The sequence below is a fragment of the Bacteroides sp. 14(A) genome, from assembly GCF_000526555.1.
GTDB classification, from domain to species: domain Bacteria; phylum Bacteroidota; class Bacteroidia; order Bacteroidales; family Bacteroidaceae; genus Bacteroides; species Bacteroides cellulosilyticus.
Window position 1 is genome coordinate 224,492 of sequence record NZ_JAGH01000004.1, and the last position, 17,046, is coordinate 241,537.

The window sequence follows — 17,046 nt, forward strand, 5'->3', positions numbered from 1 at the left end:
ATTAATTCTTAATGGGACCGGTCAACGACTTTATTGTTCTTTTTACGCGTTCTGCGGTAGTGATGGGGCGACGATACTCTTCTATGTTCACAGTACCTCCCATCGAAACTGTTCCGTTCCTGTGCAGCATCTTGCTTTCGATGGTCTCTCTTGCTGAGAAGTGGAACTCCCGGATACCGGTTTCCGTGGCGATGTGAGCGATATTATTTTCATTTACTCCGCAACCTGCCAGTAGGATAATGCGCCCGTCTGCCTGCTGCTGCAATTTCTTTAATAAAGGGATGCCCTGTTCGGCCGTGGCCTGTGCACCGGAAGTAAGAATACGGTTACAACCTAACTCTATGATTTGCTCCAGCGCTTCCTGTGGATTGCGGCATACGTCGAAAGCACGATGGAACGTAACGGACATACCTTGTGAAACTTCGATCAGCTGCCTCATTAAGGACAGGTCTACATCTCCTTTAGCGGTAAGACAACCGAATACAACTCCGTCTGCTCCCAATCGGCGGGCGTTGTCGATATCCTTCAGCATAATGCGTTGCTCGATGGGGGAGTACAGAAAATCTCCGCCACGAGGACGGATGATGACGTGCAGAAGAGTCTTTGTTAAGGCCTCCCGGGCAATGACGATATCTCCGTAGGATGGGGTAGTACCTCCTTCCGGTATTCCGGCGCATAATTCCACCCGGTTTGCTCCTCCTGCCTGTGCGGCAAGGCAACTCTCCACGGAGTTGGCACAAACTTCAAATTGATATTGCTCCATAATTGATAATCAGGATTACTTGGTTTGTAGATGCAAAAATAAGAAACAGTTTCGTGAATGACAAAGAAAACAAAAAGAGGCAGGGATTTTTTGTTTCCCCACCTCTTTATCACTAGTTTCAATCTTTACAATTTATTTCGCATAACTTACTGCACGTGTCTCACGGATTACTGTGATCTTCACCTGTCCCGGATAAGTCATCTCATCCTGTATCTTCTTCGCAATTTCACCGGAAAGGTTTTCAGTCTGCTTATCATCAATCTTATCAGCACCAACGATTACACGCAACTCGCGACCTGCCTGGATAGCATACGTCTTCGTCACACCCGGATAGGCCATTGCCAACTGTTCCAGATCGTTCAGACGCTTGATGTAAGCCTCAACAATTTCGCGACGTGCTCCCGGACGGGCACCTGAGATAGCATCACATACCTGTACGATAGGTGCCAGAAGGCTCGTCATCTCCACTTCATCGTGGTGGGCACCGATAGCGTTGCAGATATCTGGTTTTTCTTTGAATTTCTCAGCCAACTTCATACCATAGAGTGCATGCGGCAATTCCGGCTCTTCATCGGGCACTTTACCTATATCATGCAGCAATCCGGCACGTTTTGCTTTCTTGGGGTTCAGACCCAGTTCCGATGCCATCACAGCACAAAGGTTGGCTGTTTCGCGGGCATGCTGCAACAGGTTCTGACCATAAGAAGAACGATATTTCATCTTACCGATAATACGGATCAGTTCAGGATGCAAACCATGGATACCGAGGTCAATCGTAGTACGTTTACCGGTTTCGATGATTTCTTCTTCCACTTGCTTGCGTACTTTAGATACAACTTCTTCGATACGTGCCGGGTGGATACGTCCGTCAGTCACCAACTGATGTAGTGCCAGGCGGGCTATTTCACGACGTACAGGGTCGAAAGCTGATAATACGATAGCTTCGGGCGTATCATCTACCACAATTTCCACACCTGTTGCGGCTTCAAGCGCACGGATATTGCGGCCTTCGCGACCGATAATGCGTCCCTTGATTTCGTCTGATTCAATGTGGAATACGGTCACTGAATTTTCGATGGCAGTTTCCGTAGCTACACGCTGTATGGATTGTATTACGATACGTTTTGCTTCTTTGCTGGCAGTCAGCTTGGCATCATCCATGATGTCGTTGATGAAGGACTGTGCCTGCGTCTTGGCCTCTTCTTTCAAAGACTCGATCATACGTTCTTTGGCTTCGTCGGCCGAGAGTCCGGAAATGGTTTCCAGTTTTTCGATTTCCTGCTGTTGCAGTTTATCCAGTTCGTCTTTCTTCTTGTCGATAATAACCAGCTGGGCTTCCAGGTTTTCTTTCACCGCTTCAGCTTCTGATTTCTTACGCTGTATCTCTTCTTGGCGTTGGTTCAGCACCAACTCACGTTGTTTCAACTTGTTCTCCGCTTGCTGAATTTTCTGGTTACGGATCGCTACTTCTTTCTCCAAGTCTGCTTTTTTGTTCAGGAACTTCTCCTTTACTTCGAGCAACTTATTCTTTTTAATCACTTCCGCTTCAGCCTCGGCTTCTTTCAGAATGTTGTCATATTTGGACTTCAAACCGTGCTTGAAGAACATGTACGACAGAAATCCACCGATAATGAAACAGGCAATGGATACTAGTATTGTTACTGTCATTTCAATTTGTTTTAAGTATATAAATAAAAAACGCACTGCAAGAAAGCCACCCTCATTCTTTTTAAGAGGGATACTTTCACACAGTGCGTGGATTTTCTAATTCTTTTGCTGGCTCTGGTGTTCTAAGGAAAGGCTTCCGGACGTTTACAGTCCTTTGAAGTATGTTTCCAACACCTCTGTCAGTTCTTCTATCTTGTCGGCATACGGACGAGTATCGTTTCGGTTTTTCATTTTCAGGTTCTCCAAAGCAAATTGATAGGCCACCATGGCTATAATTTTTTCGGGAGTCACATTCTGGTAATGTTCTCGATACGCATTGAGCCGTATATCCACCTGTTTGGCGGCTTCTCTTACCATTTCTTCCTCCTCGCGCAGTATGGTGAGGGGGTAGGTTGAGCCTGCCATTTGCAGGTTTATCTTTATTTTATCGTTCATACATCTCGTTATTCATTCAACAAAGCGATGCATTTATCGACTTCACGCACTAATTTGGACAATCGCAGTTTCGTCTCTTTTACGTCGCTGCCGTTAAGGCTGATTGTCATTGCTGTTTTTAGGTTCGTATAGTTATCTTCCAAAGCTTCATATTCGGCATGTACCTGCTCGCATTCTTCTTGTTTAGTTTTTAGAAGTTGCTTTAATTCAGCATTTTCACGCCTCAATTCATCATGCAAAAAGATCAAATGGCGCAGTCTCGCTTCAAAGGTACTTAATCGCTTCTTTTCTTCGTCAGTCATTACTATACCAAAATTGTACACAAAAATACAATTAACTTGGAGATTACAAAAACTTTTCAGGGAAAAATGTTGTAGGAGAGGTGAAATAACCGGAAAAAGGAATTTGTGACGTTTGAAAATGGAATCTTCGGCGGTGGCTAAAAACTATATCAATTTGTACATTTTACTAATCTTGATACTGCGATACACTAATATTTTTCTTGCATAATATTAATCTTACTACAACTAATATAACTGTGGTGAGAATAATATTATTAATCCTGATGATTAGTTTATCGCAGTGCAGGAATTAGTTTCTTGCGACATGACATTTAGTTTTTAGTTATATACTGCTCATTATAAAATAATTTATATAATAATTTGGTTTATAAAATAAACTACTTGTATTTGCAGTGGAGTTCGAACCCAAAATATGTTTTTATTGTGAAAATCTAAATTGTGTATGATTATGAAAATAACTGGTATTAAATGGGTTACATTGTTGGTGTTAGTCTTTTGTGCAGTATCTGTTTCTGCTCAGAGTGATTTGACGGTGAAGGTAAAGAATATACGTTCGGCGAAAGGAAAGGTGATGATTGCTGCTGATAAAGGGCAGTATGCGATGGCGGACGCTACTGGTGATACAGTGACGCTTGTGTTGAAAGAAGTACCCGAAGGGAGATGCAAATTGTATGTGTACCACGATGAAAACGGTAATTATCAATTGGACAGAGTAGACGGTGTACCGACGGAGAATTGTGCGATTGTGGATTTAGACATGACAGCTGAGGCAAAAACAATTGATGTCGAGTTGACTGATCTGCGGAATAAAGCTAAAAAATAATTTAATGGAAGAGAAAGACATTATTATGGAAGACAAAGAATTGAACGAGCAAGAGAGTTTGAAACTTATCACTCAAATGATACAGAATACCCGACGTAATTTAGATACGGGTAGTGGAAATATGTTTTTGTTATGGGGATATGTTTCTGCAATAGTTACGTTGGTAGTTTTTGCAGGAATCTATTGGACGAGAAATCCTGTTTGGATGTGGGGCTTTTGGGGAGTTCCGGTTTTAGGTTATCTCTTTAGCTTCATACTGGTACGTAAGCAACGTAAGCTCGCAAAGTCGTATGGCGATAAGGTCTTGAATGAAATGTGGCAAATCATGGGGCTACTTTGTATTGCGATTGTACTTGGAGCAACGTTTACCAATCATTATGAGATAATTCTGCCGATATGCGCAATCCTTATTTCTCTAAGTAGCATTATAACCGGGAGCATAATTCGCTATACACTCTTTTCCGGTTTCCCTGCTTTTGGAATTGCATTGGGACTGAATATGTTATTCAGCATTCTGGATAAGACTTCTTCCTATTTGTCATTGTTAGAATTTGTATTGGTGATTGTTTTTGCATTGATTATTCCCGGGCATATCCTGAATTATTGTGCAAGAAAGGATAATAAACGATGAACACCGAATCGTTAACAGCAGAAAAAGCTGATATGTTTGAAGAAGGCAATATAGAGGCTATTACCCGAATGATGCAAAATCGCAAGAAAAATCTGCTTTGGCTGGCAGTTACCTCACTAATGGTATTTTGCCTGTATTGGCTTTCTAATGTGGTGTTATGGGTGCCTTGGAGTCATAGTCCGCAATTGGGTATCATTCTGATGCTGACTGTAAATCCCGTCTTTTGGGGAGTAGGCATATATGTTTGTCTGGCTTGCGAAAGTGGAGTAGGAAATCTGATGAAGAAAGCTCTTCTGCTAGCCTTGATTGCAGTAGGAATATCTTTGCTATCCGACTATTTGTTTTTTGCAGTATACATGAAGTCGAAGGACGTATGGCACATTACCACATTCTATGGCTATGCCTGGTTAGCTGTATTGGCTTTGGGTGAAGCATTCTTATTTTCTAAAAAAATGATGGCTAAACAGTATCCCGTAACGAAAAGACTGTTTTTGGTATTGGGCGTTTTCCTATTAGTGTTGTTGCTGTCTTTGTCTTATCTATTAGCAGAATGAAAAAATGGGAACTTGGGTGATATATATGCTTGCGGGTAATTGGGCTTTGATGCTCTATTTAATACTAAATGTATATGATTGGGAAAAGTGATATATTAAAGAAAGGGAATCAATCATGAAAGCGAATCGTTGGGAGAGTTTTTTAACTTCCTGGAAATTCTTTTCATTGCTGGTGGTATTGCAATTCATTTTGATGCCTGTAGCGACGAAAGGTTTTAAGTTTGAGGCAGCGGGAGACATCGTATTCTATACGTTGCAGCATGCCTTTATTATGGATATGTATTCATACAGCTTTTATTTTCAGGTGGTGATGATCCTGGTTTTGATAGCTGTTGTAGTCTGGAAGGGAAAGTTTAGCAGAGTTTTTACTGCTATTGCAGGTTGTTTTTACCTGCTTTATGCTGTGATACAGAATATGGCAGTAACAGAACAGCATGGTTTCAGTATGGTAGCAGTGAACGTTGTAATGATTGGTTTCGTTGCATTAGTCTGGCTGTGGGCTGCATGGAAGGGCAACAATGAGTTTTCTTTTGATAATGTTACCTGGAAAACCGGTTGGACGATACCTGTTGCTCTGTTTTGTTTGTGGTGGCCGATGAGTCTGAAAACGGCATTGCCGGATTTTCAGCTGCATTATTTGTATGATGGCGGTTCGGCATTGGCTTTCTGTCCGATGACTCCTGTGTTTCTAACTTTGCTTGTACTAAGTAAACGGGGAGTGAACAGGTTAGTGTTGCGGGTGACGGCAATGGTAGGAGTTATTATCGGATGTTATAATATGGGTAATTTTGCTTCTGAGACCGGATTTTATGTCGGATTGTACCACTTGCCTCTGCTGGGCATGTCCATTTATGCTTTGTTGAGCAGCAGACAGAAGAGACAGAATCCGGAATGTGTATGATTAAAATAATTTGTATTGAATATGGACAATAAGAAATTGAATGAGCAGGAGAGTTTAGAACTCATCACTCAAATGATACAGAATACAAAGTTCAAGATGGTGAAAAACGCCGGAACTCCTTTTTTAGTATGGGGATACATGACTGTGGTGACCTCTTTGCTGGTTTGGTATCTTTTGAAAGAAACCGGCAATTATTACTGGCAGTTTTTATGGCTTCTGATGCCGGCTGTTTCTTACCCGGTCACTATCTATAGCCAGAGGAAAAAGCAAAGGATGGCAAAAACGTATATTGACCGGATAGTAGGATATGTATGGGTAGTTTTCGGACTATGCGGATTACTGATTTCATGTGTATCTATGATCTATTGGAGTCTGCCTATACTCTTTGTGATCCTGTTGATGATGGGGATGGGAACTACTTTAACCGGACTAATTATAAATATGAAACTGGTTACGGTAAGCGGTGTGCTGGGTATATTTGCATCATTGGGTTGTCTGTATATAGACAAGTTTGATCAGATATTGCTTTTCGCTTTAGCCTTTGTTTTCATGATGGTCATCCCGGGACACTATTTGAACATAATGTCAAAACGAAGAGTTTAATGTATTATCTTTGCACTATAAAAATAGAAAGAAAGCATGTTTAAAGAACTGAACCCCTTACTGCATTCCGAACTGCGCCTGGCGGTGATGTCGTTGCTTATTGGTGTCGAAGAGGCAGACTTTGTCTTTATCCGGCAACAGACGGGAGCAACGGCGGGCAACCTCAGCGTACAGATTGATAAACTCAATAAAGCAGGGTATGTGGAGGTGACGAAGACGTTCAAGGGAAAGATGCCTTGCACTATCTGTAAGATTACGCCACAGGGAGTAGACGCTTTTGAGGAATATGTGGAAGCACTGAAAACGTATATTATAAAATAATGAAAGCAAACTTTATAATCAGAGCAGCTTTGCAGTCAGATGCTGTTGAGCTGAAAAATTTATTTCAGAATACCGTTCTCGCGATAAATAGGCGCGATTACTCACAGGCGGAAGTTGAAGACTGGGCATCATGTGGGGATGATCTTTCTAATATAGAAAATATGATAAAGACCCATTACTTTATTGTAGCTGTTAATCAACAGTCGGAAATCGTAGGTTTTTCATCTATCACTTCCCAGGGTTATTTACACTCTATGTTTGTTCACAAGGATTTTCAAGGTGAAGGCATTGCTACAATGCTTTTGAATGAAATAGAACAGTATGCAATTACAAATGGGATTATGCGGATTACATCCGAAGTGAGTTTAACAGCCCGCCCTTTCTTTGAAAAAAAAGGTTATATAGTGGAGGAAGAGCAAAAGCGCAAAGCTAATCAGCTTTCTCTTACTAATTTCTGGATGGCCAAACAGACGATATGTCCGAAAAACTTATAGAATAGACAAAAATCAGATTGAAGTTTTCCGATACTATTCTCTTTTTCTTGTAACATTTCGGAGTGACCCGTATCTAAAGGAAAAACTTTAGAATATATGGTGATGAAAAGATTACTTTTGACCCTGATGTTATTGGGAACTTCTCTTTTGATTTTTGCACAGGATTATCCTTTTTCGGTAGTAAAATCGGGAACAGGAAAACAAGCGGTTATATTTATACCCGGTTTTGCATGCTCGGGTGATGTCTGGGCGGAAACAGCCAGCGTATTGAAAGACAGCTATACCTGCTATGTGCTGACGATGGCGGGCTTTTCGGGTGTTGCACCTGAAGAGTGTCCATCATTCGAGAGATGGAAAATGCAGATTGCAAAGTTTATCAAAGAGGAGCGGATAGAGAAACCTATTCTCGTGGGGCATAGTATGGGAGGTGGTTTGGCACTTGCAATTGCGGCTGAATTCCCGGAGCTTACAGGAAAGATTGTGATTGTAGATGCCTTGCCTTGTCTGATGGCTTTGACAGTTCCTGATTTTAAATCTGCTCCTGATAATGACTGCACAGATTTAATTGACAGGATTACAGCTATGGATGAGGAGCAATTTGCACAGATGCAAAGAATGAGTGCGGCAACGCTTACCACTGATTCATTGAGATTTGCCGAAATAGTAAACTGGGGATTGGCATCTGACAGAAAGACGTATGCTAAACTATTCTGTGATTTCTCGAATACAGATTTAAGGGAATGTATAAAGAATATAGTTGTCCCTTCTCTCGTACTTTTGGAACCTTATTTCAAACATATAGATACGGTCATTAAGAATCAATATAAGAATTTGTCAGTAGCACAAATCAGATATGCAGATAAAGGCTTGCATTTTGTGATGTTTGATGATAGGGAATGGTTCATCCATCAAATTTGTGAATTTATAAAAGAGCGTTAAGTGGAATTTGAAGATATATATAGGAGATACTGGAATAAAATATTCCGCTTATGCATGGGGTATGTAAATGACTACAGCTTAGCTCAGGACATGGCTCAGGAAACTTTTATTAAAGTCTGGCAATATCTGCCCACCTTCAGGAATGAAGCCAATATTGATACCTGGATATTTCGTATTGCAACCAATAACTGCCTGCGTCAGCTGGAACGGAAGAAGCAAATCTTATCTACGCAGTTTCCTGCCGATTTATTTGAAGATGAAAAGACGGATATTGAGCCGCAGATTCAGTTGCTATATAAGTTTATTGCAGAACTTTCGGAGATAGACCGCATTATCATTTCGTTGGAACTGGAAGAGGTCAGGCAAGCGGATATAGCGCAAATCATTGGATTGTCGGAGAGTAATGTCCGTGTAAGAATTCATCGTATAAAAGTTCAGTTAACAAGAAAATTCAAAGAATATGGAGAGTAATATTGATATAAAAGAGTTGTGGAACAGGCAGACTGTTCCGGCTGCCGATCAATCTGAAATATTGAATAAGATCAGCCGTTTCAGAAAAAACGGTCTTAAAAAGGGGATATTTCTTGATGTTATCTTAGTGTTGACTATCCTTTTTATGATATTTATCTGGATCTATTTCAAACCGCAATTCTTGAGTACTAAGATTGGAATCATTGTGGGAATCCTGCCGATGTGTATTGTGGTGGTGGTCAATCGGAAGATAACTTCTTTGTATAGGTCATTGGACGAGAAACAGTCGAATATCGATTATCTGAATAATTTGCTTATGCTGAAAGGGAAAGAAACTTTCATGCAGACTAAGGTAATGAGTTTATATTTCATTTTGCTATCCTCCGGTATCCTTCTTTATATGTATGAATATACTCTTAATTCATCTTTTACGTTCAGACTGATAGCGTATTCTGTTTTGTTTTTATGGATTGCCCTTAATTGGTTTGTTCTACGTCCTGTAATGATTAGAAAGAATAGGCGGAAGATGGATTGCTTGATCAGACAGATCGAAAAGATAAAGTCGCAAGTGAATGAATTTTAGTTTCTAAAAAAAAGTTGTACATTTACTCGCTCAAAATAAAAAGATGCAGTATGAAAATTTTAGTTACTTACGCCGTACAGGGCGAGTTTACGGAGTTAAAGTTTCCCGGATTGATAGGAGAGGAAGAAGTTCACATCGGCTATATTCGTACGGGAGTAGGCAAAGTGAAGTCAGCTTATTATGTTTCTGAAGTGCTCAATCAGGCCAAGCCGGACTTGGTGATCAACGTAGGTACGGCGGGAAGCATTGATTGCCAGGTAGGAGATATTCTGGTGTGCCGTCATTTTATAGACCGTGATATGCAGAAGTTAGCCGATATGGGTTTGGAATATGAGATTGATTCTTCTGCCTTGCTGGCAGAGAAGGGATACTGTATGCATTGGGCAGGAGAAGGCATTTGTAATACAGGTGATACTTTTCTGACGGAACTTTCGGATGTGAAAGGCGATGTGGTTGATATGGAAGCTTTTGCGCAAGCCTTTGTTTGCCGTGCTAAAAATGTGCCTTTTATTGCTGTGAAGTATGTGACGGATATCATAGGACAGAACTCCGTGAAGCATTGGGAGGATAAACTGGCTGATGCACGTAAGGGGCTGGGAGAATTCTTTGAACAGATAGGTGGAGCGGTAAAATAAGCATCTACTTCAGCGTCTTAAATGAAAGGATATGATAGGTTACTCCTGCTGCAATAATCAGGAGTATTACTTTTACCCACATATATGGAACGATAAAAAATACGCAGTAGAGCATGGTGATCCACATCAGCGAGATGGAAATTATCTTTGCGCGTAGAGGGATGGCTTTGTTTTCACGAAAGTTGCGGATATAAGGGCCGAGATGCTTTTGATTTAATAACCAGTTATATAGGCGAGGCGAACTTTTAAAGTAGAGTGCAGCCGTGAGTAGCAGAAATGGAGTAGTGGGTAACAACGGCAGAAAAATGCCGAGGATACCAAGTGCTAAAGAGAGTGTACCAAGTGCTATATAAAGGGTTTTCATGCCGCAAAAGTACTCTTTTTTTGTTTACGGAGAAAGTTCTGTTTGCTTTGTTGTCTGACATTCGCTTTAAATGCTTATGTTTGCGAAGAATTTTCAATAAAGTCAAAACATGTATTTGAGAAAGTCCGTCTTCACGCTATTGCTGATACTGTGTAATGTATTTGTTGTGGTGGCACAGACCACCGCAGACTCTTTAGCACTTGTTACTGCTCATTGGAATGTAATTTCTATGGGAAAAGGTGTACTTTGTCGCGAAGCGGAGTTCGTTTCTTTGTATGGTGTTCCGCAGCATGTTGCTATTCTTGAAATCAAACCGGAGCAACATCGGTTTGACATTTTAATTCATTCTCCTAAAGAAGAAACCAGTAGTGCGGCCCGTCGTTCCGGTGCAGTGGCGGCTATTAACGGTTCATATTTCGATATCAAGCAAGGAACTTCTATCTGCTATTTGCGGAAAGACGGGGTGGTGGTAGATACTACTGCGACCGGTGTACTCAGCACTGTATCCAATGGTGCCGTGAAAATAGATAAAGGGAAACTGGACATCATAGCCTGGAAGAAACAGGATGAGAAAACTTGCGAACAGAAAGAAGGGAGTATTCTCGTTTCCGGTCCGTTGATGCTGCTGGATGGAAAAGCTTGTGACTTGTCTGCTTGTAACCGGTCATTCGTTCAGACTAAACATCCACGGAGTGCCGTGGCTCTGATGAAGGACGGAACGGTGTTTCTGATTGCGGTTGCGGGCCGTTTCGAAGGTAAGGCGGAAGGTATCAATATCCCTGAGTTGACACATCTTCTCCGTGTATTGGGTGCAAAAAAAGCTTTGAATCTGGATGGTGGTGGCTCTACTACACTTTGGAGCGCTTCTGCACCGGATAATGGAATTGTAAACAAGCTTACTGACAATAAACTTTATGATAATAAAGGGGAGCGTAAGGTTGCCAATTCACTTTGTGTTTACGAATAAAAGCGGAAGATTTAAACTGTAATCCTTAGAATTTTTGTACTTTTGTGCCGTGCCGAGGTGACATTAGGTGCGACAACAGACAAAGTATTTTCTTAATTAGCGTATTAACAAGAATATGTATACAGTTATCAAACGCATGGAAATATCAGCTGCCCATAGCCTGAAACTTTCCTATCGCAGCAAATGTGAGGATCTGCATGGTCACAATTGGATTATCACAGTCTACTGCCGTTCCCGGGAACTCAATGCCGATGGAATGGTAGTTGATTTCAGTCACATCAAAGAAACGGTGAAAGGAAAGCTAGATCACCGTAATTTGAATGAAGTTCTTCCATTCAATCCTACCGCAGAGAATATAGCCCGCTGGATATGCGAGCAGATACCTACTTGCTTTAAAGTCGAGGTGCAGGAATCTGAATCCAATGTAGCCACTTATGAGAAAGAATAACCCTACTGAAAGCCGGCACAAATATTTTTTATGAGAAAGATTAATGAGATTTTTTATAGCTTGCAGGGTGAAGGCTATTACACCGGCACGCCTGCTGTCTTTATCCGCTTTTCCGGTTGCAATCTGAAATGCTCTTTTTGCGATACACGGCATGAAGAAGGTGTGCTGATGTCCGATGATGAAATTATTGCCGAAGTAGGAAAGTATCCGGCTGTTACGGTTATCCTGACGGGTGGAGAACCTTCTCTCTGGATTGATGAGGTTTTTATCGACCGTTTGCACCAGGCGGGAAAGTATGTCTGTATCGAAACGAATGGAACGAACCCATTGCCCCAAAATATTGATTGGGTGACTTGTTCTCCCAAGCAAGGGGTGAAGTTGGGGATTACCCGTATGGATGAGGTGAAGGTCGTTTACGAAGGTCAGGACATTGAAGTCTACGAGTTGCTTCCTGCTGAATATTTCTTTCTGCAACCCTGTTCATGTAGTAATACTGCGGAAACAGTGGCGTGCGTCATGCAACATCCTAAATGGCGGTTAAGTCTGCAAACACATAAACTGATTGACATTCGTTAATGAATCGGGTAGTGTTATAGGAATGTAATGTGAATGACATCTTTCTTTTGCTTTTTAGGGCTTACTTTGCCGTGAAATTAAAATTCTAAAAAGAGAAGAAACATGAAATCAATTCGTTTTTTATCCTTGCTGCTTTTGCTGAACTTGTTTGCAGCAGGAGGGTACGCAGTAGACCAACCCGTTAAAAAAGAGATTGTCGTAAGTGGTGTGGTGACAGATACGCAGAAACAACCTGTCGCAGGTGTTGTTGTGACAGATGGTGTTAATTTTACGCAGACTGATGATAAAGGGCGTTATCAGTTGGTATCTGATCCCGCACAGTCTAAATTCGTTTATCTTTCTGTTCCGGCGGACTACAAAACTAATGTAGAGAATGCATTACCTGTTGGCTATTATGCCCGGATTGATGCAAAAAAGAAAAAGAATCGTTGTGATTTCAGCTTGGTGAAGAGAGAACAGCCGGTTCAGGATTTTACCTTTATAGCTATCTCTGATCCGCAGGCAAGAAATGAGGAACAGCTGGATCGCTTTGCTTCGGAAACTGTGGTTGATTTGAAGGAAACATTGAAGCAATTGTCTTCGCAGGAAGTTTACGGAATGGTTCTGGGAGATATCGTCTGGGATGTTATGCCTTTGTATGATTCGTATAAGAAGGTTATCTCTGATTTGGACTTAACCATGTATCATGTGATTGGTAATCACGACTTTGATCAGCAATATACGGCACTGAGCCTTGCTACGAACAAGGAAGAATACGGGGAATCGGTGTTCGGTGACCATTTTGGACCGACGGATTATTCTCTTAATGTAGGGAAAGTGCATATTATTTCGATGAAGGACATAGACTATAAAGGTAAGAAAAAATATACGGAGCAGTTTACCCCTGAACAATTGGAATGGTTGAAAAAGGATCTGAGCTATGTGAAGCCGGGTACTACCGTACTGTTGAATCTTCATGCTCCTACGGCCAACAGTACGGGTAGAGGAGGAGCCAATGCCCGTAATGCCGAACAACTTTTTGAGATACTAAAAGATTATAAGACGCATATCTTTGTCGGTCATACTCATTTTTATGAAAACCGCATTGTGACTCCTGTTATCTATGAACATAATATTGGTGCAGCTTGTGGTGCCTGGTGGGCAGGACATGTAAATCGTTGCGGTGCTCCCAATGGTTATCTGGTGGTAAATGTGACCGGTGATGACATCTCTTGGCAGTATAAGGCTACCGGTCGGCCATTCGATTATCAGTTTCGTGTGTATAAGCCGGGTGAGTTTCAGAGCCAACCTAGGTATCTGGTGGTTAATGTCTGGGATTATGATCCGGCATGGAAGTTATCCTACTATGAAGAAGGTGTTGAGAAACCGGGTGTAATGGAGGCTTTTGACGATGAGGATCAGGATTATATTACAATGAAAGAAGGAAAGGCTACAGGGTATCATACATCGCACTTATTCCGGGTACGTCCTACGGATAAGGCTAAATCAGTGAAGATCGTAGCAACAAATCGTTTCGGTCAGAGCTTTACCCAGACTGTAGATTTGAAATGACAGGCTTTGAATACTCGTTTATGACGGGTTTATAAACAAAAATAGCTGCAAGTAAAAACTTGCAGCTATTTTCATCTTGCACGGGAGGAGAGGCTCGAACTCCCGACACCTGGTTTTGGAGACCAGTGCTCTACCAACTGAGCTACTCCCGTGTTTGCGGCTGCAAAGGTAATGTAAACTTTCAAATATGCAAGAGGGATGAGCGATTATTTTAACGCTCTCTCGTCTTATAACATCTGTAAGTCCTGATACATAATGCGGTAGGCTGCTGCTTTTTTTTCTAAAGCAAGCGGATAAGCGCGCGAAGAAGAAGGCATCCGATAGAGTCGCATAGGTCTGCCATCAAAAACAAACTCTGTAAAATCTCCCACTTTCGGCTTTTCAAGAGAGAACTGTTCGCATAAAGTTTCCGTTGCTTTCTCACCTGTGGTAACTATGGCTTTACATTCCGGTAAGCGATGGAGCATACCCTCGATATCCGTAGGTTCTACAACTTCCAGAAATTTGTCGGATGCATTGTCCTGTAACCGTCGTATGGCGGTAGCTGTATCAAATAGGGCAATACCTTTTTCTTGCAGGAAAGGGATAATGCGATCTTTGTCGAAAGCTTTTGCCGCTTCGTTCAGAAAATGGTTTTTATCATTGAAGAACAAGAGTCCTACAATCCGCCACATATCATTGTTCCAGTTCGGATAATAAAACTCCATCGACCACCTTTTCTTTTGAGGTGGAAAACTTCCCAGCATCAGCAAACGGGCGTTAGCAGGAAGAAAGGGTTCTAAAGGGTGTCGCTCGATTTCCATACTTACTATTTTTAGGATAAAAAATGTCTGAAAAGCCCGGAATATGATTCAGACTTCTCAGACGACTCTGTGATTTTCTTATGCAAAAGTATAGATTATTTCCGGAAGTTACTCTGCTATTTCCAAATTACTCATCTTTTCTGTGATGCGGAAAGGGAAGTCCGGATATTCGTACAGGCTGAACCGTGATTCGGTTTTGCCTTCCGTATAATTCCAGATACTTGCGTAGTCTTCCACATCTTCTCCCATGGCACGCAGTTGTCTCAGGTAGGCGGCTATGGACTTATTCTCTACGATATATACCTGTCCGAGCTGATTGATTATCGGGCTGTGGCGACGTGTTCCGTCGTGGTCGAAACGAAGGATACGCTTTCCGTCTTCGGTCATTCCCACCAAATTGAACGTCATGCTCTTGCCAATGGCGGGCAGGTTTAACACGCTGCGGTCTGTGGCAAGGAACGGAAGATGATGTATCTTCAGGAACTGGCGGATACAGGATGCAGGATCAAGTGCGGTTTCGAGCGATGCAGACAGATTGAAGGCATCTTCTTTATTCAGTTTGCCGAAACGCTTTTCTTCTTGCTGTTCCTGCATGGAACGGCTGTTTGGTGTAAAGACTGCATTATTTTCTTCGAAACCTTTTACGGAGAATGTATAGTAACAGACAACTCCCAGTTCGTTAAGTACCTGACGTAGGCGAGTGGTATGTCCCCGACGTGAGGCAGCTACGTTATACACAAGTTGGTTGGTAATCAGCCAGCCTGCCGATAATAATTTGCGAATACCTTCCTTTGCCTCGGGAGTAACCTCCAGTGGAGTTTGGAAATGCGTTTGAATAATGAACTGACGGATACCGATGACGGATGCTTTCTCCTTGAAAGTTCGCAGAATTTCTACCAATTCATTGTTGATACGCATTGGCAGATAAGCTGGCAAACGCGATCCGAGGCGGATACGCTGTAATTCGGCATACTTTTCTCCTTCCGGGCGTTCCTGATTGGCTTTCCGTTTACGGGCAGCCATACGGTAAACGGCTTCCAGAATTGTGTTCAGCGTCTTGTTCTGACTCATGAGGGCATCTCCACCTGTGATGAGGATGTCACGCAATTGGGTATCTTCCTCGAAGTAAGTCATCAGACGGCGTAATTTCTTCTCCCATGTTTCTTTAGGACGCAGGGAGTCAAACTCAAAATTGAGTCGTTTACTCTGGAAGTCATACATACGCTGGCATGAAGCACAAAGCCCGCCACAAGCGCGTCCCATGGTGTCGGGAATGAGGATGGCTACTTCCGGATAACGACGGTGAATATTGTGTCCGTCGGGCAGGAGCCAGCCGGCCGCATTGGGTTTTCCGGCTTCTACTATGTCTTCACGTTCCCAGGCGCGGATTTGCCCGTAAGTTTCCACCAGTTGCGGGGAGTAGAGGATATAGCTGCGCAGAGATTCATCGTTGTATCCTGTGCTACCGGGATTTAACAAGTGCAGATAGTAAGGCGTAACGAAGAAAGGCATTCCTTTCTTACGGGCACGAGATAACAGATACATGGTTTCGGCAGAAAGTGAATTGCCCAGAAATCGATTCAGTTCTGTAGGGCTTTTGGCAGCCATGGCCAGATGGAAACGGAAGTCATTCCACCATTCGTTGACGAGGCGATATTTCTCTTCGTAGCTGATGCCTTCTTCAAAGTGGTAGCGGGAAACAGCGGTACGGTGCTCTATCTTCTGTATCAATGCGTGCAGAATACGCTCTTTATTTTTGGCATGGATCAGTTGTACGTCTTCGTCCAGTCCGCTGGGCCAGCGCTCGGTCCACGCTTTGACGCGTTGGGGTGCGGGGAGTGGGGCAGCAGGATGCTGTAAGCGTTTGAATTGCTGGAAAATATCCAGGAACACGTCTGTTTCCACATCTTCTTCCAGGTTTCCGGTAAGAAACGCGTATAGAAGTGACAGGGTAGAAACAATCATTTGTTCATCGGTAGAAAGTTCATGGACTTCCTGGCCGTCATATTCAATCAGAAGTCGAATTTGCCTGACAACTTCACTTTCCGTATCAGCCTGATTGGTAATGAATTCCGAAATGCCTTGCTTGAAGCTTTCCGTACCGTCGCTCTGTTCGGCGATGCGTACAATTTCGGGAAGTTCATTTCGATAAAGTTGCTTCAACTGGGATAAAGTGAGTGCAAGCATTTTCTTTTGTTTCATAAGCGGTTGTTT

General features: G+C 42.3%; 22 protein-coding genes and 1 tRNA gene. 15 read left to right on the forward strand and 8 right to left on the reverse strand.

Going from position 1 to position 17,046, the window contains the following annotated elements; translation table 11 throughout:
* Position 1: 1 nt before the first annotated feature.
* The 4 genes from K429_RS0119810 to K429_RS0119825 form a co-directional block, all read right to left on the reverse strand.
* The gene (locus tag K429_RS0119810) at positions 2 to 763 is read right to left on the reverse strand and encodes a copper homeostasis protein CutC (protein WP_007215674.1); all 762 of its coding nucleotides are present in this window, start codon (positions 761 to 763) and stop codon (positions 2 to 4) included.
* Positions 764 to 895: 132 nt separating this feature from the next.
* The gene (rny, locus tag K429_RS0119815) at positions 896 to 2,431 is read right to left on the reverse strand and encodes a ribonuclease Y (RefSeq protein WP_007215675.1); all 1,536 of its coding nucleotides are present in this window, start codon (positions 2,429 to 2,431) and stop codon (positions 896 to 898) included.
* Positions 2,432 to 2,575: 144 nt separating this feature from the next.
* On the reverse strand, positions 2,576 to 2,866 hold the full coding sequence (locus K429_RS0119820; RefSeq protein ID WP_007213043.1) for a cell division protein ZapA: 291 nt from the start codon (positions 2,864 to 2,866) through the stop codon (positions 2,576 to 2,578).
* 8 nt (positions 2,867 to 2,874) lie between these two features.
* A complete protein-coding gene (locus K429_RS0119825) occupies positions 2,875 to 3,168 on the reverse strand; it encodes a hypothetical protein (protein ID WP_044097058.1) in 294 nt (97 codons plus the stop codon).
* Between the two features lie 448 nt (positions 3,169 to 3,616).
* On the opposite strand from K429_RS0119825, the gene K429_RS0119830 reads away from it, so the two are divergent.
* From K429_RS0119830 to K429_RS0119885, 11 genes are all read left to right on the forward strand, one after another.
* Positions 3,617 to 3,991, forward strand: coding sequence for a DUF2141 domain-containing protein (locus K429_RS0119830; protein ID WP_029327807.1), 375 nt, complete (start codon positions 3,617 to 3,619; stop codon positions 3,989 to 3,991).
* A gap of 4 nt (positions 3,992 to 3,995) precedes the next feature.
* Positions 3,996 to 4,622 carry a hypothetical protein gene (locus K429_RS0119835; RefSeq protein WP_007213046.1) on the forward strand — a complete coding sequence of 209 codons (627 nt, stop codon included), beginning with the start codon at positions 3,996 to 3,998 and terminating at the stop codon, positions 4,620 to 4,622.
* Positions 4,619 to 5,176: a hypothetical protein gene (locus K429_RS0119840; RefSeq protein WP_029327809.1), complete on the forward strand. Its 558-nt coding sequence runs from the start codon at positions 4,619 to 4,621 to the stop codon at positions 5,174 to 5,176. Before K429_RS0119835 ends, K429_RS0119840 begins: the two co-directional genes overlap by 4 nt.
* A 115-nt stretch (positions 5,177 to 5,291) precedes the next feature.
* Positions 5,292 to 6,077 (forward strand): hypothetical protein, encoded by a 786-nt coding sequence (locus tag K429_RS0119850; protein ID WP_029327810.1) that lies wholly within the window; start codon positions 5,292 to 5,294, stop codon positions 6,075 to 6,077.
* A 21-nt stretch (positions 6,078 to 6,098) separates the two neighbouring features.
* The gene (locus K429_RS0119855) at positions 6,099 to 6,680 is read left to right on the forward strand and encodes a hypothetical protein (protein ID WP_029327811.1); all 582 of its coding nucleotides are present in this window, start codon (positions 6,099 to 6,101) and stop codon (positions 6,678 to 6,680) included.
* A 36-nt stretch (positions 6,681 to 6,716) separates the two neighbouring features.
* A complete protein-coding gene (locus K429_RS0119860) occupies positions 6,717 to 7,001 on the forward strand; it encodes a transcriptional regulator (protein WP_007213050.1) in 285 nt (94 codons plus the stop codon).
* Positions 7,001 to 7,495, forward strand: coding sequence for a GNAT family N-acetyltransferase (locus K429_RS0119865; protein WP_029327812.1), 495 nt, complete (start codon positions 7,001 to 7,003; stop codon positions 7,493 to 7,495). The genes K429_RS0119860 and K429_RS0119865 overlap by 1 nt, the downstream gene beginning before the upstream one ends.
* Positions 7,496 to 7,591: 96 nt before the next feature.
* Positions 7,592 to 8,434, forward strand: a complete 843-nt coding sequence (locus K429_RS0119870; protein ID WP_044096999.1) for an alpha/beta fold hydrolase — start codon at positions 7,592 to 7,594, stop codon at positions 8,432 to 8,434.
* Positions 8,435 to 8,905 (forward strand): RNA polymerase sigma factor, encoded by a 471-nt coding sequence (locus tag K429_RS0119875; RefSeq protein WP_029327814.1) that lies wholly within the window; start codon positions 8,435 to 8,437, stop codon positions 8,903 to 8,905.
* Entirely contained in the window at positions 8,895 to 9,488 is a 594-nt protein-coding gene (locus K429_RS0119880; protein ID WP_029327815.1) for a hypothetical protein, read from the forward strand. Before K429_RS0119875 ends, K429_RS0119880 begins: the two co-directional genes overlap by 11 nt.
* A gap of 50 nt (positions 9,489 to 9,538) precedes the next feature.
* Positions 9,539 to 10,123, forward strand: coding sequence for an MTA/SAH nucleosidase (locus K429_RS0119885; protein ID WP_007215732.1), 585 nt, complete (start codon positions 9,539 to 9,541; stop codon positions 10,121 to 10,123).
* Between the two features lie 4 nt (positions 10,124 to 10,127).
* On the opposite strand, the gene K429_RS0119890 is transcribed toward K429_RS0119885, so the two are convergent.
* The gene (locus K429_RS0119890) at positions 10,128 to 10,487 is read right to left on the reverse strand and encodes a YbaN family protein (RefSeq protein WP_007215733.1); all 360 of its coding nucleotides are present in this window, start codon (positions 10,485 to 10,487) and stop codon (positions 10,128 to 10,130) included.
* Positions 10,488 to 10,596: 109 nt separating this feature from the next.
* Here K429_RS0119890 and K429_RS0119895 point away from each other — a divergent pair, with 109 nt between their 5' ends.
* The 4 genes from K429_RS0119895 to K429_RS0119910 all read left to right on the forward strand — a co-directional run bounded on the left by K429_RS0119895 (position 10,597) and on the right by K429_RS0119910 (position 14,029).
* Complete coding sequence (locus K429_RS0119895) at positions 10,597 to 11,454, forward strand: phosphodiester glycosidase family protein (RefSeq protein WP_033160674.1); 858 nt, start codon at positions 10,597 to 10,599, stop codon at positions 11,452 to 11,454.
* A gap of 115 nt (positions 11,455 to 11,569) precedes the next feature.
* The gene (gene queD / locus K429_RS0119900; protein WP_007213057.1) at positions 11,570 to 11,902 is read left to right on the forward strand and encodes a 6-carboxytetrahydropterin synthase QueD; all 333 of its coding nucleotides are present in this window, start codon (positions 11,570 to 11,572) and stop codon (positions 11,900 to 11,902) included.
* A gap of 30 nt (positions 11,903 to 11,932) precedes the next feature.
* Entirely contained in the window at positions 11,933 to 12,478 is a 546-nt protein-coding gene (locus K429_RS0119905; RefSeq protein ID WP_029327817.1) for a radical SAM protein, read from the forward strand.
* Positions 12,479 to 12,580: 102 nt separating this feature from the next.
* On the forward strand, positions 12,581 to 14,029 hold the full coding sequence (locus K429_RS0119910) for a calcineurin-like phosphoesterase family protein (protein WP_029327818.1): 1,449 nt from the start codon (positions 12,581 to 12,583) through the stop codon (positions 14,027 to 14,029).
* 79 nt (positions 14,030 to 14,108) lie between these two features.
* Here the strand turns inward: K429_RS0119910 and K429_RS0119915 are convergent.
* From K429_RS0119915 to K429_RS0119925, 3 genes are all read right to left on the reverse strand, one after another.
* Positions 14,109 to 14,181 (reverse strand) — tRNA-Trp (locus tag K429_RS0119915).
* A gap of 75 nt (positions 14,182 to 14,256) precedes the next feature.
* On the reverse strand, positions 14,257 to 14,832 hold the full coding sequence (locus K429_RS0119920; RefSeq protein ID WP_029327819.1) for a uracil-DNA glycosylase family protein: 576 nt from the start codon (positions 14,830 to 14,832) through the stop codon (positions 14,257 to 14,259).
* Positions 14,833 to 14,940: 108 nt separating this feature from the next.
* Positions 14,941 to 17,034: a KamA family radical SAM protein gene (locus K429_RS0119925; RefSeq protein ID WP_022209540.1), complete on the reverse strand. Its 2,094-nt coding sequence runs from the start codon at positions 17,032 to 17,034 to the stop codon at positions 14,941 to 14,943.
* Positions 17,035 to 17,046: the final 12 nt, after the last annotated feature.